Genomic DNA, 20,640 nt, shown 5'->3' with positions numbered 1-20,640 from the left:
ATGAGACGCAGCTGGCCGCTCACGGCGCGGGGAACCGGCGCCGTCGTCCTCGCTCTGGTCTGCTTCGCCGCCGCGAACCAGCTCGGCCTGGTCGAGCTGGTGTTCGTGGGGCTGCTCCTCGTCTCGCTCGTGGTGGCGGCGCTGGTGGCCGTCTACGCCGCACGCGGTCGCGCCGATGTCACCCGCACCGTCGTGCCCGCCGTGCCGGATGCGGGCGAGGAGGTCGAGGTGACCGTGCGGGTCGGGGCGCGAACGGCGCTGCCGACCTCCGGCGGGCGCTGGCGCGACTCGATGCCGGACGGCATCGAAGGCGGCGGCCCCGGCACCTTCCCCGCCGTCTCATCCGGATTCCGTCGTGACGACCGCGCGGTCGTCGTGGGATACCGGGCCCGGGTGCTCCGCCGCGGCATCCATTGGCTCGGCCCTTTCGAGCTCAGCTCGCTCGACCCGTTCGGCATGGCCCGTCGCACGGTCGCCCAGGGTGAGCTGACGCGTCTGGTCGTGACACCCGCGGTCGAGGAACTGCTCTCGCTGGCGGGCGTCGCCGGCGCCTCGGGGGGCAGCCTCTCGCGCTCGACGAACCGGCTGGGGCAGGGTGCGGACGACGTGATCGCCCGCCCGTGGGCACCCGGTGACTCCATGCGTCGCATCCACTGGAGGGCCTCCGCCCACCGCGACGAACTCATGGTGCGCCAGGAGGAGCAGGAGAGCTCGCCCGAGGCGACGATCGTCTTCGATCGCGCGCTGGGCCGCTTCTCCCCCGAGGCCACGGAGGCCACCGGCTCCGATCCGGCCTTCGAGGCGGCCGTCGGCGCGGTCGCCTCCGCGCTGGCTCGACTCGTCGCCGACGGGTACACCGTCGCGCTCATCGAGCCCGACGGCGTCCCGCTGTGCGAACACGTGGAGCCGGCGGACGCGCCGGCGCTGGAGGCGGCGATGCTCGTGCTGGCGACGGTGCAGGCTCGGCTGGACGACCGCCTCGGCGCGCTCGCGGGTCTGTTCGCGGGCGAGACGACGGGTCCGCTCGTGCTCGTCACCGGTGCGCTGTCGCACGCGGATGCGGCGATGCTCGCCACCGTTGGTCACCACAGCGCCTTCCCCGTGCTGCTCAGCACCGCTCCCGCCCCCGGGGCATTCGACGCGGCGACCGGCTGGACGGCCGCCGCGCTCGGCCCCGACATCGCCGACGCATGGCGCGATGCCGTCTCGGAGAGGCTCCCCCATGCCGGCTGAGAGGACCACGCGCACGCAGGGGCAGGCGGCATTGGCCGTCGGCGTGTTCATCGCGCTCGTCGCCACGACGCTTCCGGTCATGCGCGTCATCGCGCCCGGCGCCTGGGTCGCGGCAGGGTTCGGGCTCGCCGCCGTCATCCTCGCTCTGGGTGCCGTGCTGCGACGCGTCGGCGTCGCCGGGCTCGTGGTCACCGGCATCGACATCGTCGTCTGGGTGCTCGTGCTGACCCTGCTCTATCTGCGCGACAGCGCCTGGGGCGGGCTCATCCCCTCCCCGGCGTCGTTCGACGCGGTGAGCGCACTGATCTCATCGGCTGTTCAGGAGATGGCGGTGGGGGCGGCGCCGCTGACCGCGACGCCCGCGCTGTCGTTCTTCGTCGTCGCCGCGATCGGGGCGCTCGCCATCGTCCTGGATCACGTCGTCATCACGACGCGGATGCCGCTGCTCGCCGCCGTCGCCCTCGTCGCCGTCGCCGTCGTTCCCACGATCGCGGTGCCGGCGCCGATGGACGTGTTCGCCTTCGTGCTGCTGGCCGCCAGCATCCTGTTCCTGCTCGCGACCGACACGCGCACCCGGCGCGGCAGGACCGGCCCGCGTGGCGCACCGGCCGTCGCCTCGGCCGCCGTCATCGCTGTCGCGTCGATCGCTGTGGCGGTCATCGTCACTCCGCTGCTGCCCGCCCCCGACGGCGAGGCGGCGGTGAGCGGAGCCGGCAGCAGCGGCATCAATCCCACGCTTCGCCTGGGCGACGACCTGCGCCGCCCGAACCCCGTCGAGGTGCTGCGGGTGCGCTCGTCCGAGTCCCGTGCTCCGTACCTGCGCGCCGTGACGTTGTCGAGTTTCGCCGGCGAGGTCTGGCGACCGGACGAGCGCGATGCGACGCCGGTGGGCGGAGGACCCGGGTTCGGCCCGGTGCGTACCGACCCCGACATCACCCGCACCAGCGCGGACACGAAGATCGACATCGTGAAGCTGAACACCCCGTACCTGCCCATTCCCTTCCCGGCGACGGCGATCGGCGGGCTCACGGGCGACTGGGGCATCGTGGCCGACAACCGCACGGTCGTCAGCCAGGACGGGGATTCACGCGGCCAGAGCTACGAGGTCATCACCGAGACGCCCACCCCCACGCTGGAGCAGATCCGTGCCGCGACCTCCCGCGGCGCCGACGTCGATCCCGAACTCCGCGAGATCCCCGACGACACCCCGGCGAACGTCTCCGAGCTCGCCCGGGCCGTCACCGCTGAGACGAGCAACGACTACGACGCCGCCTTCGCCCTGCAGCGCTGGTTCCGCTCGAGCGAATTCACCTACTCGCTGGACGCGCCCGTCCAGGAGGGTTTCGACGGAGCGGGCGTCGACGCGATCGGACAGTTCCTCGAGGTGCGCAGCGGATACTGCGTGCACTTCGCATCCGCCTTCGCCGCTATGACGAGGTCGCTGGGGATGCCGACGCGCATCGTGATCGGCTACCTGCCCGGCACCGCCACGACGGATCGGATCGACGGGGACCTCGTGTACTCGGTCTCGAGCGACCTCCTGCACTCCTGGCCCGAGGTGTACTTCGAGGGCATCGGCTGGGTGCCGTTCGAGCCGACCAACAGCCTGGGCGTGCCGACCGTGTTCTCCAGCGGTGTGGGCACATCGCCGGATCAGATCGACCCCGCATCCCCGGCGCCGGCCACGGAAGCCACACCCACCACCGCGGCGACCGAGCGTCCCGACACCCCGGACAGCCCGCAGGCCGGCACGGTCGACGGCAGCGCCGGAACCGGCGCGATCGTTCCCGCCGTGTGGGTGACGGTCGCCGCCCTCCTCCTGCTGACGGCTCCCGCGCTGGTCCATGCGCTGCGAGGCCGCCGGCGCCTGATCCTCGCCGCGCGGGGTGACGCGAGCGCGGCGTGGCTGTTCGTGGAGGAAGCGGCGATCGATCTCGGGCTGCCGGTACCCGCGAGCGCATCGCCGCGTGCGCTGGCCGAGCGCCTCGTCGCGGCGGGGGCAGCGGCGGAGGATCTGCGGCTGCTCGTGGACGCGATCGAGCACGCCAGCTACGCGCCCGCATCCGCGGCGTCGATCGATGACGGCAGCGGCCTCGCCACGGCGGCCTCGCGCGTGCGGCGCGCGCTGATGGATCAGGCCACGGCTCCGCGACGCATCCTCGCCGTCGTCGCACCGCGCTCTCTCGTCATCCGTCCCGGCACGACCGCGGCCGGCGCGGGCTGGCACGAGCACGCTCGCACACCGCTCTAGACAGAAGATGAGCGTCACCCCACGGACGGGGTGACGCTCATCTGATGGCGGAGGTCACGCAATGGCTTTCGAACCCGTCGCGGGAGACGAAGCGTCTTCTGGAGTGGGCCACGAAGCGGGACGGCGAGCGCGGGCGCTGATCTTCCCCCACTCACTCCCGCTGCGTGAGTAACCGAGAACTTTGGAGGTGCCAGAGACGGTGAGTTGGCTGCCGGGATGAAATAAACGAGGACCCAGCGTGTGGAGGCGACAGGACTGACTATGAGCAGTCCGCCCGCGAGGATACCAACTCATTGCTGGCGGGGAAGACGGAATCGACCAAGCCGATCGAAGCGGCCAAGAGTACGATGAGCCGGATATGTATACACGGCACGTCAATGCGGCAGAGCCGGACGATACGCTAAACGGCCGTCGAGCTGGTCTCCCTGTGGCCGTCGATCGATGTACCCGCTCATATCCGTGAATTCTGGGCGATCGCGCATCCTGCTCTGACGAGCGGCTGAGCCCACCGATCATGCGGTGTCATAGCCGGCAGAGATCAGCAGACTGAGAAACCGCGAAAAACACCGTCCGACGATACTGAACCGAGCCGTTCGGGTTTCCACCGCGCTGCGGTTGTGCAACGAACATTCGTGGAACCGGAAGCATCACACGCCGAGATCATTTCGGAGTATCACTGTGCATCGTCTGCGGGGTGCTTCGTTCGCGCTCCCAGAAACTGTATGCCCAGGTTGCCCCGCCTGTGAGCACCACGGCGGCAAACGTGGAGATGAGGAAGACCGTGCCGTATCCGTGTTCGGCCATAGGAGCGATCGTTGACGTCGCTAGTGCGGCGCCGGCAAACAGCGCGAAAACGAAAAGCGAGACGGTTGTCGCGCGCGCTTGCGGCGCGACCTCAGTTGCCCATGTCTGTACAGCCGCGTGGAAGAAAGCATTGCTGAGTCCGATAAGTGCCGATGCGGCGGCGAGGGCGGGGGTCGCACCCGTCGCCGCGAGCGCATATGCAAGCACGAGCGCTATGCCACCGAGGAACATGGTCCTCGTCCGCGGCCAGAGTTGTATGAGGCGCCTGTTGATCTGCGCGCCCACGATGATCGCAATGCCGTAGCTTGCGGTGAAGATGCCGGCGAGAGCGGGAGCGACGCCACCCGCGGTTATGGCCGGCGCGATGAAACTGAACACTCCGAGCAATACCGCACCGTCCAACACGCCGATGACGTAGAGAACGAGTGTCCACCGACTGAATGCGGCGCGCGATGCGGTCAGCGTGGCGCGCCGTGCAGACTCGTGGAGCGGTCGCACCGCCCACAACGTGAGGGCAAATCCGGCGGCGGCCACGGCGGGGACTACTCGCCAGCTCGCTAGGGAAGCGACGGCCGCTGCGAGAACAGTGGCGGCCGTTGTGCCGAGCGCGGTTGTTGTCTGCAACGCAGATACCTCCCGGCTGCGTTCTGGCCCTTCGCGAACTGTGTCACCAGTGATGGTCATGATCGTCGGGAACAATCCGCCCACGAAGATGCCCGCCAAGATACGCGCGGCGAACACCAAGGGCATGGGGTCCAGCACCACGCTGAGGACGGATGCAACGAGGGATCCGCACAGGGCGAGGCGCAGAGCGAAGATCCGGCCGACCCGGTCGCCGAGTGCCCCCCAGAGAGGTTGCCCGAGCGCGTACGCGAAGCTGTAGCCAGCCAGGAGCGCTGCGGCCGTGGCGAGAGGCGCACCCTCCTGAGACGCGAAGACCACCATCATGGGCGCTGCCGAGAAGCGGTCGAAGAAGGAGAGAAATCCTATGGCGCGGTACATCCAGCGCGATGACGAGGAGGGCGTGCGGCGAGCAATGGTCACCTGTCGAGTGTTCGAGATGGACAGAGATACGTCAAAGACATATTTGGCAAGATTCCGATAGCCTCTCGTTATGGATATTCGTACGTTGTCCTACGTGATCGCGATCGCAGAGAACGACTCGTTCACGGCGGCCGCCGAGGAGTGCGGTATCGCTCAGCCTTCGCTGAGCCGCAGCATCGCAGCGCTGGAGCGAGAGATCGGCGAAACACTCTTCGTACGGGGACGCGGGGGTGCGGTCCCGACCGAGGCGGGGCTGACTCTTCTCCCCTATGCGCGGGCTGCTGTAGCAGCGATCGAACGCGCTCGCGAGGCGTTCTCGGATCGGGCTGGCCTTCTCACAGGAACGCTTCGTGTCGGCGCGGTGACAGGGCTCGTCGACACGGTGCTCCCCGCAGCCGTCGCCGAACTCTCCCAGGACCATCCGAGTCTTGCTATCCAGCTGGTCGGCGGACCCGGAGCGGAGCTGGTCGAGGCCGTGCACGTCGGTTCTCTGGACGCGGCCGCGCTGGGTATGGGCGATACAACGCACCTGCCCGGCGGGCTCACGTCCCAGAACCTCCTCGCAGAGGAGGTCGTCACGGTGTCTCGCCCCGGCATCTTGCCACCGGCCGCGACCACTCGCCTGGCTGATCTCAGCGCGCTCCCCATCGTGACTTACAGCACGCGGTCAGAGTTGGGACAACTCCTCGAATCCCGCCTCGGAGCGCTCATGCGCAATGCCTTGTGTCTCGCAGACGACCAGTCGTTACACATCGCTCTTGCTGCCGCCGGCGCCGGCGTCGCTATCACCGCGGGGTCGAGCACCGTCCGAGCGCAAGGCCCGCTTCTGGACGTTCGACCACTTGAGCCCGGGATCTCGTTCAGCAAGTGCTTCGTCTGGCGCGAGGACACACACGATAGTCCCGCCCTGGCCGCGCTGCGGCGGAACCTGGCGAAGCGCCTAGGAGGATCACCACGCCAACGTCCGGATCGCGGATAGCGTCGCACCGATCACAGCTCAAGCCCCTCCCCGCCCGACGTTGTGGCAGCGGTAGCGGATCCACTGCGCGTCACCGAAGTCGTTGGGTCGTCCCGGCTTTGTGCGGTGGTGGGCAATCTGGTCGTCACGCTCCGGGACCGTCGCGGCGATCCCGCGCTCGCGCAGCCAGACTCGGCTCTCCTTCGACGGGTAGCCCTTGTCCACGAGCACCCGATCCGTCCTCGACCGTGGCCTGCCTCTCGCGCCCGGGACGCTGATCTTGAGGGATCAGGCGGCCTGCGGCCGGCTATCGCCGGGGACGTACTCGATGGCGAGGTCTCCTCCGACGGCCTCGAGGTACTTGCCGACCGTGCTGTTCCTCGCGCTGTCGAAATCGCCGTTCTCGATCTTCGAGACCTGGCGCTGACCAACGCCGATCCGCTGCGCGAGCTGCTCCTAAGTCAGTCCGAGCTGCTCGCGGAGTTCGCGCAGCCGGTACGCCCGCACCTCTCCGAGCATCCGCTCCTTGTGCGCGTCGACGCGCGCACGGTTCACAGGACGCTTCTCGAGCAGCTGCTCCGGGGTAAGAGCCATCGTGATCACTTCCCTTTCGCCTTGTCGCTCTTCACGGGTGAGCGCGTCGTCGAGGCGCGCCGGTTGGTTCGCGAAGAGGCGTCGAGGTCTTCCCGGATAGAGGTCTTCTCCTGCCCACCCGCCGGAAGATCTCGACGCCTGTGCGGACATCGACGTGCTCAGCCACATACCCGCGCATGATGTCGGCGCCGTTCGAGAAGCGCAGCCGCTCCCACGAGATTCTGATCACGAGATCAGCTGGCGGCGCGTCGCTCAACGACGAGCAGCCCGGAGGACAGCCCGATGACATGTTCCCAGCGATGCCTGGGCAAGTTTCTGCGAGGTCTCGTGATCAAGATCAACGCACAGGCCGAAGCTGCGCGCACCGATCCCGGATCGCTCTCTCATCGCGGCCTGTCGCGCCTGTGGGTGGGACGACGATTGCGTCAACAACCGAACGCGGCATACCGTTTACGCGTACTCATGCCGACCGAACAGCAGGACCGGAAAGACTTCTGGTCTTCGCACAATGAGGTTCACTTACGCCGCGCTGCGACGTCGATGTCGCCACGTCGAGCTTCCCGCCTCGCCCCTGAACGACGGGCCCCGCCCGAACCTGGGTTCGGGCGGGGCCCGTCTTAGAGCGGAAGTGACAGGATTTGAACCTGCGAGGCGAGTTACCCCGCCTACATGGATTCCAGCCATGCTCCTTAGGCCGCTCGGACACACTTCCAAGGAGCGATCCTAACACGGGCGGTCGGCACCGCCTGTGCGCGGTCGCCGCTCACCCGGCGTCGTCAACAGACTCAGCGCGCTCCGGAAGCAGCACGATCCCGCCCGAGGAGTGTGCCGAGCGGGCGAGCTCCTCGATCCACTCACGGCTGATCTCGGCGGGCTCCGGGTCGTCGAACACAAAGCGCAACGGGATGGAGGGCGCGAACCACAGCGTGCTGCGCCCGCCCTCCTCGCTCTCCGGATGCGTGAGCGATACCGTGAAGCTCTCACCGCGGCGAAGCTTGGTCGCGATCACGACTTTCAGGTGCGCGAGGGCGCGATCCTCGATCTCCACCGCCGTCTCGCTCGCCCCGTAGCAGATCTGTCCCATGCCGATCACGGTATGCGAGCGCTCTCGCCGGTGCGAGGACTCCACTCCGAGCGCGCACGGAATGTCCTCGACGCGTTCAGCGTCGCAGCGTGTGCGACGGCGGCTCACCGTAGGCCTCGGCGTACAGGTGCGCGAAACGGCCCGTGTGGGCGAAGCCCCAGCGTGAGGCGATCTCTCGGACGGTGCGGGCGCTCGCGTCGGCGACCATCAGATCGGCGTGCGCCCCCTCCAGCCGGATGCGGCGCAGGAAGGCCGACGGCGACATCTCGTACGAGCGCCGGAAGGCCAGCTGGAGGCCCCGCACCGAAGTGCCGGCGGCGACGGCGACGTCCCCGATGGTGATGGGGTCTGCCACGTGCTCCTCCATGAACGCGATCGCCCGGCGCACAGTGCGCGGTGACGTCTGCGCGCGCGTGCGCGCGTGCTCGCCCAGCAACGGGAAGGATGTCGCGATGGCGGCCACGAGCTGGTGCGTGAACTGGGCGCGCAGAAGCGGCGACGTGGCCACGGACTCATCGGCGAGCAGGGTCGCCTCGATGAAGCGCAGCGTCTCGGCGACGATCACGTGGCGTTCAGCGGTGCCGTTGACCCGATCCGTCCGAAGACGCGGGGGCTCCTCCCCCAGCATTCCGCGCAGGACCCGATGGAAGGTGTCGGCGTCGATCGTGACGGCACGCAGCTGAAGCTGCGAGAAGCGGGCCTGGAATCGCGTGCCGGGCGGGACGAGGAAGGGGATGCGGCCGTCGCCGCTCTCCTGCCCCACAGACCACCGATGACGCCCCGCGACGGCATGGGCGACGATGAACTGGGGGAACTCCTCCGCGCCGGTGCGGCTCGATCCGCCGAAGCGGAGCGCCGTGGCCATGAGACTGCTGTCGCTCACGGCGGCCATCTGATATCGGAATCCGGTCGGAGGATCGGCCGTCAGAACCATCGAGGTGTTGAAGAGCTCGCTCACCGACTCCTGCGCGCGTTGCGGGTCGTCCGTCTGCAGTCCACGGCGAGAGGGCGCCCCCTCCCTCACGCCCCGTCACCCGAAACGACGACCGTCGAATCCAACCTGCCCAACTGCCCTCCTCGCGCACCGACCACGGCGCATCCCCACCCTGTGTGATCACCCGCCCGCGGGCTCGGTATCGATCCGATCCACGCGGGAAGTATCCGCCACACGCAGCCGCGTGACAGCAACGAGAATCGGGGTCGTTCGTGCACGAAGAAAGAGGGTTGACATCGGATACGTGATCTGGCATATCCGCATCCGGTCGCCGATCTCTACGTGAGTCGGTCCCCTCGGACAACCCCCTCCGCGAGCCGGGCGGCGCGGCGCAGACTGGCACGCCCGCAACGAAAGGATGGATCCCATGTCACAGGTCGTCGAGACGGTCGATGTCGATGTCCCCGTGGACGTCGCCTACAACCAATGGACCCAGTTCGAAGAGTTCCCGCGGTTCTTGAGCTTCGTCGAGTCGATCGCGCAGATCGATGACACTCACCTGCACTGGCGTGTCAAGATCGGCGGCGTCGAGCGTGAGTTCGACGCCGAGGTGACGGAGCAGCATCCCGACGAGCGGATCGCGTGGAACAGCATCGGCGGCGACGAGAACCACGCGGGGGTCGTCACCTTCCACCGCCTGAACGATGCGCAGACCCGCATCGCCGTACAGCTGGACTGGGAGCCGACGGGCGTCGCCGAGAAGGCGGGAGCCGCCCTCGGCATCGATTCTCGCGCCGTACGGAAGGACCTCGAGAACTTCGCCTCCTTCATTGAGTCTCGAGGCGCCGAGACGGGTGAGTGGCGCGGTGACGTGAGCTGAGCAGCCGGCATCGAGAGGGGCCGGGGCGCGCGACGCGTCCCGGCCCCTCTTCGCGTGCGCCTATCCCGCCGAGGCGGGAGCGTCAAGCCCCTCGGGCGGGAATCTCGACGCGCCTACGTTCGCTCCGCCCGCCCACTTCTCGGGGCGGAATCAGGAGGAACGCCCATGTCGCCGAAGAGATCGCTCGCCTCCGCGGCCGTCGTCACCAGCACCGTCCTGTTGCTCGCGGCCTGCGCCGTCGGCACCGGAGGTACCGACGACGGCGACGCGGACTACGACCCCGAAGCCGTTCTCTCGGGTCCGCTCAGCGTCATGGGGTTCTCGGGGGTCGACGAGGTCGCCACATCCCGGATGGACCTCGCCGAGGCCGAACTCGGCGAGGGGGTGGACGTTTCGCTGATCGAGGGCGAACTCGACCAGCAGCAGTTCCTCTCGGCCATCGCGAGCGGGAAGCCGCCTGCGGTGATCTATGCGGATCGCGACCAGATCGGTTCACTCGCTGCACGAGGCGCCATCGTGCCGCTCGACGAGTGCATCGAGGGTGAGGGCATCGACACGTCGATGTACGTTCCGTCCGCGCTCGAGCAGGTCACCCTCGACGGTCATGTCTACGGCATCCCGGAGTTCAACGCGGTGCAGATCACCATGGCCAACGCCGATCTGCTGGCTGCGGCGGGACTCGGGCTGGACGATGTCAACGGATCCGATTGGGATGCGGTCAGCGCCGCGAACAAGGCGCTCGCGCAGCGCGACGGTGGAACCCTTTCGGTCATCGGCGTCGACAGCAAGCTGCCGGAGTTCCTACCGCTGTGGGCCAAAGCGAACGGGGCCGATCTTCTTTCGGCGGACGGGCGCACGGCGCAGCTCGACGACCCCGCCGTCGTCGAGGCGCTGGAGTGGGCGGTCTCGCTGTACGACGCGCAGGGCGGATTCAGCGCGGTGAAGTCCTACCGCGACGCGGCCGACTTCTTCGGCTCGGGCAACCAGTTCGCCGCAGGGACCCTGGGCGCCATGCCCATGGAGCAGTGGTATGTCAACGTCCTCAACGACGTCTCCCCCGACGCACCGCTCGCCTTCGACACAGTCCGCGACCGGCAGGGCGCACCGCTCGCCTACGCGTCCGGCTCGGCCTGGGCCATCCCCGCGGGCAGCCCCGCCCCCGAAGCCGCGTGCCGGTGGGCGCGTGCGATGACCTCGGTGGATGCGTGGCAGGCCGCCGCGGACGCGAGAGTCGCCGCCCGCAGCGCCGACGGCAAGCCGTTCACCGGCATCCTCACGGGCAACGCCGTCGCGGATGACGCTGTGCGAGCGAAGGTCACCTCGGGCGGCGCACCCTGGGACGATGCGGTGGCCGCGATGTACGAGGCCAACGAGCACACCTTCTCCCTGCCCGCCAACCCCGCCGATGCGGAGTTCACGCAGGCGATGCAGGATGCGGTGAACGCGGTGCTGAACGGACAAGCGGCCCCGGCCGACGCACTGGCACAGGCGCAGCAGACCGCGCAGGCTGCGCTCGACGCGGCGTGGGCGGATGTCGACGCGCGCTGAGATGCGGCGCGGGTCAGCGCGCGCGACCGCACCCGCCGCGGATGCGCCCAGCCCGGGAAGACGACGCGCGGCACGACGCAACACGGCGACCGCCCTGCTCTTCCTCGCGCCGTGGCTCGTCGGGTTCGTCGTCTTCACCGCTTGGCCGCTGCTGTACAGCGTCTACCTGTCGCTGACGGACTACGACGTCATCAACGACCCGACATTCGTCGGGTTGGACAACTACGTCCACCTCTTCCAGGATCCCAAGATCGCGCTGTCGCTCGGGAACACGCTGGTGTACACCGTCGTGCAGATCCCGTTGTACGTCCTCGTCTCGCTCACGCTCGCGCTGCTGTTGAACCAGGCTGGTCGGCGTGCAGGGTTGTTCCGCACGGTCTTCTTCCTTCCGAAGATGACTCCGCCGGTCGCCGTCGGCATCCTGTTCCTGCTGCTGTTCAACGGCCAGAACGGCCTGGTGAACACGGTCCTCGGCTGGTTCGGCATCGCAGGGCCGGCGTGGACGACCGATCCCGCCTGGATCAAGCCGGGACTCGTCCTGATGAGCCTGTGGACGGTGGGCGCCTCCGTGATCGTGCTGCTCGCCGCGCTCCAGAACGTCCCGGAGGAGCTTCATGAGTCCGCACGACTCGATGGCGCCGGGTTCTGGCGCCGAACACGGCACGTCACCGTGCCGCTCATCAGCCCCGCGATCTTCTTCGTGGTCGTCGTCAACACGATCGCCGCTCTGCAGACGTTCGACGAGGCCTACACGGCGTTCTTCGGCGCGGGCAACACGACGTACAGCAACGACGCTGCGCTGTTCTACGTGATCTACCTGTTCCAGCAGGCCTTCACCTACCTGCACATGGGATACGCCTCCGCGATGGCGTGGCTGCTGTTCGTGCTGATCATGATCGTCACCGGCATCCAGCTGCTCGTGTCGCGACGGCTGGTCTACTACGAAGGAGAGCAGCGGTGAGCGCCACGACGTCCGCAGAGAACACGGACGCCTCGTCCGACCGCATCGTTCGACGCGAGCAGCCGCCTCGCGGAGCGGATGCCGGTTCCCGCCGCAGCGCGCGCCGGCGGAGTCGCATCGGGCGCGCGGTGATCATCACCGCTCTCACCGCTCTCGCCGTCGTCTTCACGTATCCGTTCATCTGGCTCGTCAGCGCCTCCCTGAAGCCGCGCGGCGAGGTCTTCGACAACAGCCTCATCCCGCACACGTTCACCTTCGAGAACTACGCCTCGGTGTGGGAACAGGCGCCGCTCGGGCTGTGGTTCGCCAACACGGCCATCGTGACCGTGCTGGCGGCCACGACCGTCACCATCTCCAGCGCCATGGTCGCCTGGGGATTCGCGCACTTCCGCTTCCGGGGCCGAGGCGCGCTGTTCGCCCTGGTGCTGGCGAGCATGATGCTGCCGGGCGCGGTCACCATGATCCCGACCTTCCTCATCTGGAACTCACTCGGCTTCGTGGGCACCCTCGTCCCGCTCTGGGCACAGAATCTGTTCGCCAGCGCCTTCTACGTCTTCCTCCTCCGGCAGTTCATGCTCACCCTGCCGCGGGACCTGTTCGACGCCGCCCGCGTCGACGGCGCCACGCAGTGGGGCGTCTTCTGGCGCATCGCCCTGCCGCTGTGCCGCCCGGCCTTGGCGGTGACGCTGGTCTTCGAGGTTCAGGCGGTGTGGACCGACCTCATGCGCGCGCTCATCTATCTGCGGGACTCGTCGACGTTCACGATCCCACGAGGACTGAAGTCGCTCGTGGACGCCTTCGGGTTCGGCGGGGAATGGCACTGGGAGATCATCGTGACCGCGAGCGTGCTGGCCACCATCCCGATGATCGTCGTCTTCTTCCTCGCCCAGCGTCAGATCGTCCAGGGCGTGGCGTCGTCCGGGCTGAAGGGCTGACGGAGCCTCAACGGTCCGAGCCGTCGAGAAGCGCCGTCACCCGGTCGAAGTCGAGCGTCTGCGCGATCTCCTCCGCGCGGTCGTAGCGGGATCCGGCCAGCACGACGAACACGGTGCCGACCACGTCGACGAATCCGACGCAGTCCTCCCCGCGCAGGGCCCGGTAGCGTTCGGGAGCGATGCGCTCCCAGCGCAGTTCCAGAACGTCCGGCGTCTCGACGGTGACCTCGGGGGCGGTGTCGGCTGCGGGCGTGCGGTTCTCCGGCATCATCTGCAGCGTCATCGTCGCCTCCTGCTCCGTGGGGTTTCCCCTACTGTGCGCTCGGGCGGTGGCAAACAGCTGAGGCTTGACTTATGGTCTGCTGCTCGCCTACGGGTGCGCGGGCGCACCGGGAGGGGCGCCCGCGCACCGACTCAGCCGAGGAAGGGGCGCAGGTCGGGGTATCCGCTGGTCTGCCAGGCGCCGTCGACGACGACGTTCTCACCGTTGACGTACGAGGCGTCATCCGACGCGAGGAACAGCGCGACGCCGGCGATCTCCTCGGGCTCGGCGGGACGCCCGGCCGGGATGCGGGCCATGTACGCCTCGGGAACACCGGGCATGCTCATGAGGCCACCGGTGAGCGGGGTCGCCACGAGACCCGGCGAGACCGCGTTGACGCGGATGCCGTCTCCGGCGAGCTCCAGTGCGGCGTTCTTCGTCAGCATCACGACACCGGCCTTGGCGGCCGAGTACCCCGCGCCGAAGTGCATCGGGACCAGCGAGTTCAGCGACGCGACGTTGACGATCGCGCCGTCATCCCGCCTTCGTCGGTGACGTCGGTCGCGAGTCCCGCCACGCTGTCGCCGAACGTGGCGCCGGCGGCGGCGACCGCCTCGGCGTTGATGTCGGCGACGAAGACCTGAGCGCCTTCATCCACCAGGCGACGCGTGATCGCCGCGCCGATTCCGGAGACGCCTCCGGTGACGATCGCGACCTTGCCGTCGAAACGTGCCATGACTGCCTTCCCGCGACGACCGGACGGCGTCGCTGCTCGACAGCAGTCTAGGCAAACTATCTGACATATGTCTTATAGATTGTCCGGCCCGATCAGAGCTGCCACCAGCCGGCGGACGCGGTGAGGATCACCGCGACCGCACGATCGAGATCCGCCATGTCCGTGCGCAGCCATTCTTCGATCGCGCCCACCGTTCCGGCCGCGGCATAGGCGACGGCGAGTGAGACCGCGGCGGCATCGCCGGCGATCGCCGCAGGGACGATGCCGGGACGCTGCTGCACCCACTGCTCCAATCCCTGCCGGAGGCTCCGCTCGAGCCCCGCACGCACCGGCGCCGCCAGCAGCGGCTCCATCGCCGAGCGATACACAGCGGCGCGCGTGCGAACGTGCTCCAACAGCATCCGTTCGCCGTCGCCGATCGCCGCATCCGCGCCGAGGGCGGCCGTCACCTCCTGCAGCTCCGCCGCAAGAGCATCGGCCGTCAGCTCCGAGACGCCCGCCGCGTGCCTATAGAAAGTGTCCCGGGTGACCCCGGCGGCGCGACAGAGGTCGGTCACGCTGATCTGCGACAACCGCGTGGTCGATGCCAGCTCGAACGCTGCGGCGCGCAGGCGCTCCTGCGTGCGACGCACCCGCGGATCCATCCGCCCATGCTAAGCGCACACACGGAGACGGCCGCCCGGTCTCCGGACGGCCGTTTCCCCCGCGAAGGTCAGTGCACCGGCATCCCGCCCGTCACGGCGATCGTCTCGCCGACCACGTAGCTGGACTCCTGGGAGGCGAGGAAGACGAACGCCGGAGCGAGCTCGACCGGCTGGCCGGCCCGTCCGATCGGCGTCTGCGAGCCGAACTCCTCGATCTTCTCGTTCGGCACGTAAGCGGGCTGCAGCGGCGTCCAGATCGGGCCGGGAGCCACACCGTTGACGCGGATCCCCCGTTCGATCAGCTGCTGCGACATCGCACGGGTCCAGTTGGCGATGCCCGCCTTCGAGACCGCATATTCGGCCAGCGACGGCGAGGGCTGGAAGCCCTGCACGCTCGAAGTCGTGATGATCGCAGCCCCGGGCTTCAGGTGCGCGGATGCGGCCTTCGTGAGCCAGAACAGCGGATAGATGTTGGCCTTCACGACATGGTCGAGGGTGTGCGTCTCGAAGTCGTCGATGCTGTCGATCGTCGGCATCGTTCCGGCGTTGATCACGAGGATGTCGAGGCCCCCGAGCCCGTCGACAGCGCGCTCCACGACATCGATGTTGGTCTGCTCCTGCTGGAGGTCTCCGGGAAGCAGCACGGCCGTGCGGCCCTCCTTCTCGATGAGCGCCGCGACCTCCTCTGCTTGCGACTGTTCCTCGGGCAGATAGCTGAGCGCCACATCCGCACCCTCGCGGGCGTAGGCGATGGCCACCGCGCGGCCGATCCCGGAGTCGGCGCCGGTCACGAGCGCCTTGCGCCCGGGCAGTCGCCCGAAGCCGATGTAGCTGGTCTCGCCGTGGTCGGGCGCGGGATCCATCTCGTGGATGTCTCCCGGCGCGCTCTGCTGCTGGGGAGGGAAAGGCGGGCGGGGGAACTGCGTGGTCGGATCCTGCGCGTCGTACATGCTCATCGTGCGGCCCCTCTCAGCGCGCCGCCGGCGCGCGGTTCTCTGCACTGACCATCCACGCGAGCTGCTCGAGGCGCTCGAGGACGGCGTGCAGGATGTCGGCGCTCGTCGGGTCCTCGTCGTCCACTTCGTCGTGCACGTCGCGGCACGTGCCGATCGTGGCCTCGAGACGCTCGGTGATGAGGTCGATGACCTCGCTCGTGTCGATCTCACCCTGCGGGAACTCGGGCAGTGTGGTCGTCTCGGCGACCGTGTCGCTGCGGCCGTCCGGGAGGGCGTGCAGCGCCCGCATCCGCTCGGCGACGGTGTCGCTGAACTCACGGGCCGCGTCGATCACCTCGTCGAGCTGGAGGTGGGTGTCGCGGAAGTTGCGGCCGACCACGTTCCAGTGCGCCTGCTTGCCCTGCAGCGACAGCTCGATCAGATCGACGAGCACCTTCTGCAGGTTGTCGCTGAGCCCCTGGGACGCGGTGAACCCGCTCTCCGCGTTCTGCTCCTCGGTGAGTCCGGCTCCCGCTCCACCCTTCGCGGGGCGGCGGCGGTTGCGCGTGGTGCTCGATGCGTTCGTGGCGGCCATGTCGTCCTCCTTCGTCGTCGAGGACGGGTCGTGCCCGTCGCTCGGTGTCTGACGGGTGCGACGCTAGCCCGCACGCGGCGCGCGCCGGCGGGGGGTTGTCCGCCCCGCCGCGGGTTGCTAGCACCCGCGCGTCCGACGGCGCTTAACCCGCCCGCGCGCCGCGTGCAAGCCTGCCCCCGCGGAACGGGAGGCCGCTTAGCGTGGCTGCCGTGCCCCGGTCCTCTTCCGACCTCTCGTCCTACGCCGCGATCGGCGACGGCCGGACGATCGCTCTCGTCGACCGGCGCGGCAGCATCGACTGGCTGCCGGTTCCCAACCTCGACTCCGTGCCGGTCTTCGCGCGCGTCCTCGACGCCGACAACGGCGGATGCCTCGAGATCACCCCGGTGGGCGAGTTCGAGGTGCGTCGTCGCTACATCGCGCGCACGAACGTGCTGCAGACGACCTTCATCACTGCGACGGGCACCGCGCGCCTGACGGACGCGATGGTGACGGGCGTCGCCGGGCGTCTTCCCTGGGCGGAGCTGGCGAGGCGCGTGGAGGGCGTCGACGGCCATGTTGCCTTCACCTGGCGCGTGCAGCCGGGCACCCGCCTCAACACGGCGGCGCCCTGGGCGGAGCAGCGTGACGGCGCCACCATCCTCCGCGTCGGCGAGACGTCTCTGGCCGTGGTGGGGAAGGATCACGGCACGCCGACCACCGTCGATGACGGCGCGGGTCCGCGGGTCGAGGGGTCCTTCACGACCTCGCCGGAGTCGCGCCACCTGCTCGTGGTGGTCGCGACAGACGGCGAGCCGCTGCACCTGCCGCATCCGGAGAACGTCGACCGCAGCATCGATCGCACGATCGGGGGGTGGCGCGCCTGGTCGCGGGAGTTCGGCTACGACGGCCCGTGGGCGGCCACCGTCCAACGCAGTGCGCTCGCCCTGAAGCTGCTGGTCTACTCCCCTACCGGAGCCATCGCCGCCGCCGCGACCACGTCGCTGCCGGAGAACCCGCGCGGAGGCAAGAACTGGGACTACCGGTTCGCGTGGGTGCGCGATCTCGCCTACACCGCGCACGCGCTCGTGCGCTTCGGCCTCCGCGAGGAGACGCACGCCGCGATCTCGTGGCTGCTACGCACCATCCGCGACAACGGGCCCGACCTGCACGTGCTGTACACACTGCGCGGCACGCTCGCGCAGAACGTCACCGAGCACGAGGCGCCGGGCTGGCGCGGGATCGGCCCGGTGGTGACCGGCAACCCTGCACACGGACAGCTCCAACTGGGCGTCTACGGCGATCTCTTCGCCATCTGCCGCACGTACGTGGATGCGGGCAACGTGCTCGATGTCGCCACCGGCCGCATGCTCGCCGCCATGTCCGACCGCACGTGCGACGAATGGCGCAAACCGGACTCCGGGATGTGGGAGCTCCCCGAGATCCGTCACTACACCTCGTCGAAGATGGGCTGCTGGCAGGCGCTGCGCGACGCGGTCGCCCTCGCCGAGGCGGGCGCCATCCCCGGCAGCGCCGAGCGTTGGGCGTCCGAGCGCGACCGCATCGCGGCCTGGATCGCCGAGCACGGGTGGTCGGAGGAGATCGGGGCGTACGTCATGCATCCGGGCTCGACGGACGTCGACACCTCGGTGCTCCTGCACGCCGAGAGCGGATTCGACCGCGGCGAGCGGATGTCACGGACGATCGATGCGCTCACCGACCGGCTCGGCGCCGGAAACCTGCTCTACCGCTACACGGGGATGGATCAGGAGGAGCACACGTTCGTCGCCTCCGCGTTCTGGCGTGCCGGTGCGCTCGCGTGCGTGGGACGCCACGACGAGGCCGTCGCGGCCATGGACGACCTGGTCGCCCGCGCCAACGACGTCGGGATCTTCGCCGAGATGATCTCGGAGCACGACGGTTCGTCGTGGGGGAACCTCCCCCAGGCGCTCAGCCACCTCGGTGTCATCGGCGCAGCTCTCACGATCCGCGACCTCGTCTCCGAGGAGGAGCTCGATGGGCACTGAACCCCGCCTCTTCCGCAGGCTCGACGCGATCCTCGTCGAGAGCATCTTCTGGGACGACCGCACCGATGAACTCGTCTGGGTCGACATCACCCGCGGCACGATGCATCGCGCCCGGCTGGACGATCCTGAGGACGGCTCCCGCGATACGGTCGTGCGGCTGCCGGCGCCGGTGAGCGCCGCGCAGCCCGCCGTATCCGGCGGGTTCGTCGCCGCGTTGAAGGACCGCGTCGTGCTGCTGGATGCGGGCGGCACCGTCCGGCGGACTGTGGCCGCGCTGCCCCACGCGCACGCGGGAATCCGCAGCAACGAGGCCAAGGTCGACCCGTTCGGGCGTTTCGTGGTGGGAGCGATGAACGTGACCACCGGCGCACCCGATGCGGGCCTCTACCTCGTCGAGCCGACGGGCTCCGTGCGGGTCTTGCGCGGCGGATTCGGTGTCGCCAACGGCTTCGAATGGTCCGACGATACGCAGACGATGTACGTCACCGACACGACCACCCGGACCGTCTACCGGGGCGCGTACTCTCCGGAGCCCGAGGCGCTCGGGGAGCTGACGCCGTTCTTGACCGGCGAGGACTCCGACGGCCTCGCCCTCGACACCGACGGACGATTCTGGAACGGCATCTACGGCGCGGGACAGGTCGTGCGGTGGACTCCCGACGGACGCATCGAGGCCCGCATCCCGATCCCCGCGCCGCACGTGACCTCCGTCGCCTTCGGCGGACCCGCGCGGAATCTGCTGTTCGTGGGGACCGCTCGCGAACAGCTCACCGAGCAGCAGCTCGCCGCTGCGCCCCTCAGCGGATCGATCTTCGTGGTCGATACGGACGCCGAGGGTCGCCCGGCACACACGTTCGGACCGATCCCGTCCGACGGCGAATGAAAGGACACCGACATGGATCTCGGCATCGCAGGCAAGAAGGCTCTCATCACCGGGGGCGACTCGGGTATCGGCTTCGAGACCGCAAAGCTGCTCCTCGCTGAGGGAGTGACGGTCGTGCTCACCGACCGCGATGCGGACAAGCTGGAGAAGTCGGCCGCCGAGCTGGACGCACCCGAAGGCCGACTCCACGCGTTCGCGGCCGACATCACCGACCTCGCTTCCGTCGCCGAGCTGCATCGCAAGACGACGGATGCGGTGGGCGCCATCGACATCCTGGTGCAGTCCGCGGGCATCACCGGTGCGCAGGGGCTGTTCCATGAGATCGACGACGAGGGCTGGACGTCGACGATCGAGACCGATCTGCTCGGACCGGTCCGCGTGATCCGGGAGTTCCTGACGGATCTGCGCTCCGGCGGATGGGGACGCCTGGTGCTCCTCGCCTCCGAGGATGCGGTGCAGCCGTACGACGACGAGCTGCCGTACTGCGCGGCGAAGGCCGGCATCCTGGCGCTCGCGAAGGGACTCTCGCGCAGCTACGCGTCCGAGGGACTGCTGGTGAACGCCGTCTCTCCCGCCTTCATCCACACGCCCATGACCGACGCAATGATGGAGAAGCGCTCGAAGGAACGGGGCGAGTCGTTCGACGAGGCGATCGCCTCGTTCCTCGACCAGGAGCGGCCGTACATGGAGCTCGGCCGCCGCGGCGAGCCGGAAGAGGTCGCATCGGTGATCGCCTTCCTCTGTTCGGCGCGCGCCTCCTTCGTCAACGGGTCGAACTATCGCGTGGACTCGGGGTCGGTCGCCACCATCTGACGTTCAGTCGTCGGCGGCACCGGACTCGGCGAGGTCCTTGCGCAGGAAGACCTCGTCGGCGCCTCCGGCGCCGCCGGCGGCCTCCGCGACCGCGTATCCCTGTCGCTCGTACAAGCGGATGTTGGCCTCGCTCAGCCGGCCGGTGAACAGCTCCGCGGTGCGGGCGCCCGCCTTGCGGCCGCGTGTCTCGACCGCGTCCAGCAACGCGGACCCGATGCCCTCACCCTGCTGGTCGGGCGCGATGGCGAGCCGTCCGATGAGCAGAACGTCGCCGTCCGTACGCGCGCGGATCGCCCCGACCATCCTCCCGGCGCGCCGTGCCACCTGACCGAGATTCTCCCGCAGCTCGTAGGCGACCTCCTCGAGCGTCTGCGTGAACACCGGCATGTCGATGTCGCGGTAGATCAGCGCCTCCTGCACGAACGCGGCGCGCTGGAGAGTCAGCACCTCTCCCGCATCCTCTGGCGAGATCGGATGGATGTCGATGTCGTCGGCGCTCATGCGTGCTCCTGTCGGTCGAAGCTCCCCACCATCCTGCGC

22 protein-coding genes, 1 tRNA gene and 1 pseudogene are annotated in these 20,640 nt (G+C 68.9%); 10 read left to right on the top strand and 14 right to left on the bottom strand.

Features of this window, described 5'->3' with window-relative positions; all coding sequences use genetic code 11:
* Both QE377_RS11895 and QE377_RS11890 read left to right on the top strand, forming a co-directional pair.
* Window positions 1–1,233 carry a DUF58 domain-containing protein gene (locus tag QE377_RS11895; protein WP_307323345.1) on the top strand — a complete coding sequence of 411 codons (1,233 nt, stop codon included), beginning with the start codon at window positions 1–3 and terminating at the stop codon, window positions 1,231–1,233.
* Window positions 1,223–3,484 (top strand): DUF3488 and transglutaminase-like domain-containing protein, encoded by a 2,262-nt coding sequence (locus QE377_RS11890; RefSeq protein WP_307323343.1) that lies wholly within the window; start codon window positions 1,223–1,225, stop codon window positions 3,482–3,484. The genes QE377_RS11895 and QE377_RS11890 overlap by 11 nt, the downstream gene beginning before the upstream one ends.
* A gap of 660 nt (window positions 3,485–4,144) precedes the next feature.
* On the opposite strand, the gene QE377_RS11885 is transcribed toward QE377_RS11890, so the two are convergent.
* A complete protein-coding gene (locus tag QE377_RS11885) occupies window positions 4,145–5,332 on the bottom strand; it encodes an MFS transporter (RefSeq protein WP_307323340.1) in 1,188 nt (395 codons plus the stop codon).
* A 70-nt stretch (window positions 5,333–5,402) separates the two neighbouring features.
* Between QE377_RS11885 and QE377_RS11880 the strand changes: the two genes are divergently transcribed.
* Complete coding sequence (locus tag QE377_RS11880) at window positions 5,403–6,311, top strand: LysR family transcriptional regulator (protein WP_307218661.1); 909 nt, start codon at window positions 5,403–5,405, stop codon at window positions 6,309–6,311.
* Window positions 6,312–6,329: 18 nt separating this feature from the next.
* Here QE377_RS11880 and QE377_RS11875 read toward each other — a convergent pair whose 3' ends face one another.
* The 6 genes and pseudogenes from QE377_RS11875 to QE377_RS11850 form a co-directional block, all read right to left on the bottom strand.
* Window positions 6,330–6,521: a hypothetical protein gene (locus QE377_RS11875; protein WP_307218663.1), complete on the bottom strand. Its 192-nt coding sequence runs from the start codon at window positions 6,519–6,521 to the stop codon at window positions 6,330–6,332.
* 57 nt (window positions 6,522–6,578) lie between these two features.
* Window positions 6,579–6,734 (bottom strand): annotated as a pseudogene (locus tag QE377_RS11870) (transcriptional regulator); the annotation flags it as partial.
* A 12-nt stretch (window positions 6,735–6,746) separates the two neighbouring features.
* Window positions 6,747–6,884, bottom strand: a complete 138-nt coding sequence (locus QE377_RS11865) for a hypothetical protein (RefSeq protein WP_307218665.1) — start codon at window positions 6,882–6,884, stop codon at window positions 6,747–6,749.
* 623 nt (window positions 6,885–7,507) lie between these two features.
* Window positions 7,508–7,596, bottom strand: a tRNA-Ser gene (locus QE377_RS11860).
* A gap of 51 nt (window positions 7,597–7,647) precedes the next feature.
* The gene (locus QE377_RS11855; RefSeq protein ID WP_307323338.1) at window positions 7,648–7,968 is read right to left on the bottom strand and encodes a hypothetical protein; all 321 of its coding nucleotides are present in this window, start codon (window positions 7,966–7,968) and stop codon (window positions 7,648–7,650) included.
* A gap of 76 nt (window positions 7,969–8,044) precedes the next feature.
* Window positions 8,045–8,926, bottom strand: coding sequence for a helix-turn-helix transcriptional regulator (locus QE377_RS11850; protein ID WP_307323336.1), 882 nt, complete (start codon window positions 8,924–8,926; stop codon window positions 8,045–8,047).
* A 403-nt stretch (window positions 8,927–9,329) separates the two neighbouring features.
* On the opposite strand from QE377_RS11850, the gene QE377_RS11845 reads away from it, so the two are divergent.
* The 4 genes from QE377_RS11845 to QE377_RS11830 all read left to right on the top strand — a co-directional run bounded on the left by QE377_RS11845 (window position 9,330) and on the right by QE377_RS11830 (window position 13,226).
* Window positions 9,330–9,782, top strand: coding sequence for an SRPBCC family protein (locus tag QE377_RS11845; protein WP_307323334.1), 453 nt, complete (start codon window positions 9,330–9,332; stop codon window positions 9,780–9,782).
* Between the two features lie 165 nt (window positions 9,783–9,947).
* Complete coding sequence (locus tag QE377_RS11840; protein ID WP_307323332.1) at window positions 9,948–11,330, top strand: ABC transporter substrate-binding protein; 1,383 nt, start codon at window positions 9,948–9,950, stop codon at window positions 11,328–11,330.
* A complete protein-coding gene (locus QE377_RS11835; RefSeq protein ID WP_307323329.1) occupies window positions 11,314–12,291 on the top strand; it encodes a carbohydrate ABC transporter permease in 978 nt (325 codons plus the stop codon). The genes QE377_RS11840 and QE377_RS11835 overlap by 17 nt, the downstream gene beginning before the upstream one ends.
* Window positions 12,288–13,226, top strand: coding sequence for a carbohydrate ABC transporter permease (locus QE377_RS11830; protein WP_307323326.1), 939 nt, complete (start codon window positions 12,288–12,290; stop codon window positions 13,224–13,226). Before QE377_RS11835 ends, QE377_RS11830 begins: the two co-directional genes overlap by 4 nt.
* A gap of 7 nt (window positions 13,227–13,233) precedes the next feature.
* Here QE377_RS11830 and QE377_RS11825 read toward each other — a convergent pair whose 3' ends face one another.
* The 6 genes from QE377_RS11825 to QE377_RS11800 all read right to left on the bottom strand — a co-directional run bounded on the left by QE377_RS11825 (window position 13,234) and on the right by QE377_RS11800 (window position 16,398).
* Window positions 13,234–13,509 carry a hypothetical protein gene (locus QE377_RS11825; RefSeq protein WP_307323323.1) on the bottom strand — a complete coding sequence of 92 codons (276 nt, stop codon included), beginning with the start codon at window positions 13,507–13,509 and terminating at the stop codon, window positions 13,234–13,236.
* A gap of 131 nt (window positions 13,510–13,640) precedes the next feature.
* Window positions 13,641–13,979 (bottom strand): SDR family NAD(P)-dependent oxidoreductase, encoded by a 339-nt coding sequence (locus QE377_RS11820; protein ID WP_243231595.1) that lies wholly within the window; start codon window positions 13,977–13,979, stop codon window positions 13,641–13,643.
* Between the two features lie 14 nt (window positions 13,980–13,993).
* On the bottom strand, window positions 13,994–14,224 hold the full coding sequence (locus QE377_RS11815; protein ID WP_307323319.1) for an SDR family NAD(P)-dependent oxidoreductase: 231 nt from the start codon (window positions 14,222–14,224) through the stop codon (window positions 13,994–13,996).
* Between the two features lie 92 nt (window positions 14,225–14,316).
* The gene (locus QE377_RS11810; RefSeq protein ID WP_307323316.1) at window positions 14,317–14,868 is read right to left on the bottom strand and encodes a TetR/AcrR family transcriptional regulator; all 552 of its coding nucleotides are present in this window, start codon (window positions 14,866–14,868) and stop codon (window positions 14,317–14,319) included.
* A 68-nt stretch (window positions 14,869–14,936) separates the two neighbouring features.
* Complete coding sequence (locus QE377_RS11805; protein ID WP_307323312.1) at window positions 14,937–15,824, bottom strand: SDR family oxidoreductase; 888 nt, start codon at window positions 15,822–15,824, stop codon at window positions 14,937–14,939.
* Window positions 15,825–15,837: 13 nt separating this feature from the next.
* Window positions 15,838–16,398 (bottom strand): Dps family protein, encoded by a 561-nt coding sequence (locus QE377_RS11800; RefSeq protein WP_307323310.1) that lies wholly within the window; start codon window positions 16,396–16,398, stop codon window positions 15,838–15,840.
* 209 nt (window positions 16,399–16,607) lie between these two features.
* Here QE377_RS11800 and QE377_RS11795 point away from each other — a divergent pair, with 209 nt between their 5' ends.
* The 3 genes from QE377_RS11795 to QE377_RS11785 are packed head-to-tail and all read left to right on the top strand — an operon-like array spanning window position 16,608 to window position 20,100.
* Complete coding sequence (locus QE377_RS11795; RefSeq protein WP_307323308.1) at window positions 16,608–18,404, top strand: glycoside hydrolase family 15 protein; 1,797 nt, start codon at window positions 16,608–16,610, stop codon at window positions 18,402–18,404.
* Window positions 18,394–19,287, top strand: coding sequence for an SMP-30/gluconolactonase/LRE family protein (locus tag QE377_RS11790; RefSeq protein WP_307323306.1), 894 nt, complete (start codon window positions 18,394–18,396; stop codon window positions 19,285–19,287). Before QE377_RS11795 ends, QE377_RS11790 begins: the two co-directional genes overlap by 11 nt.
* A 12-nt stretch (window positions 19,288–19,299) precedes the next feature.
* Window positions 19,300–20,100, top strand: a complete 801-nt coding sequence (locus QE377_RS11785) for an SDR family NAD(P)-dependent oxidoreductase (RefSeq protein WP_307323304.1) — start codon at window positions 19,300–19,302, stop codon at window positions 20,098–20,100.
* Window positions 20,101–20,103: 3 nt separating this feature from the next.
* On the opposite strand, the gene QE377_RS11780 is transcribed toward QE377_RS11785, so the two are convergent.
* Window positions 20,104–20,601: a GNAT family N-acetyltransferase gene (locus QE377_RS11780; RefSeq protein WP_307323301.1), complete on the bottom strand. Its 498-nt coding sequence runs from the start codon at window positions 20,599–20,601 to the stop codon at window positions 20,104–20,106.
* Window positions 20,602–20,640 lie beyond the last annotated feature (39 nt).

It is taken from the genome of Microbacterium sp. SORGH_AS_0862 (assembly GCF_030818795.1).
In the GTDB taxonomy this organism is placed as follows: domain Bacteria; phylum Actinomycetota; class Actinomycetes; order Actinomycetales; family Microbacteriaceae; genus Microbacterium.
Note: the sequence above shows the minus strand (reverse complement) of the source record. Positions and strands in the feature narration are given on the sequence as shown.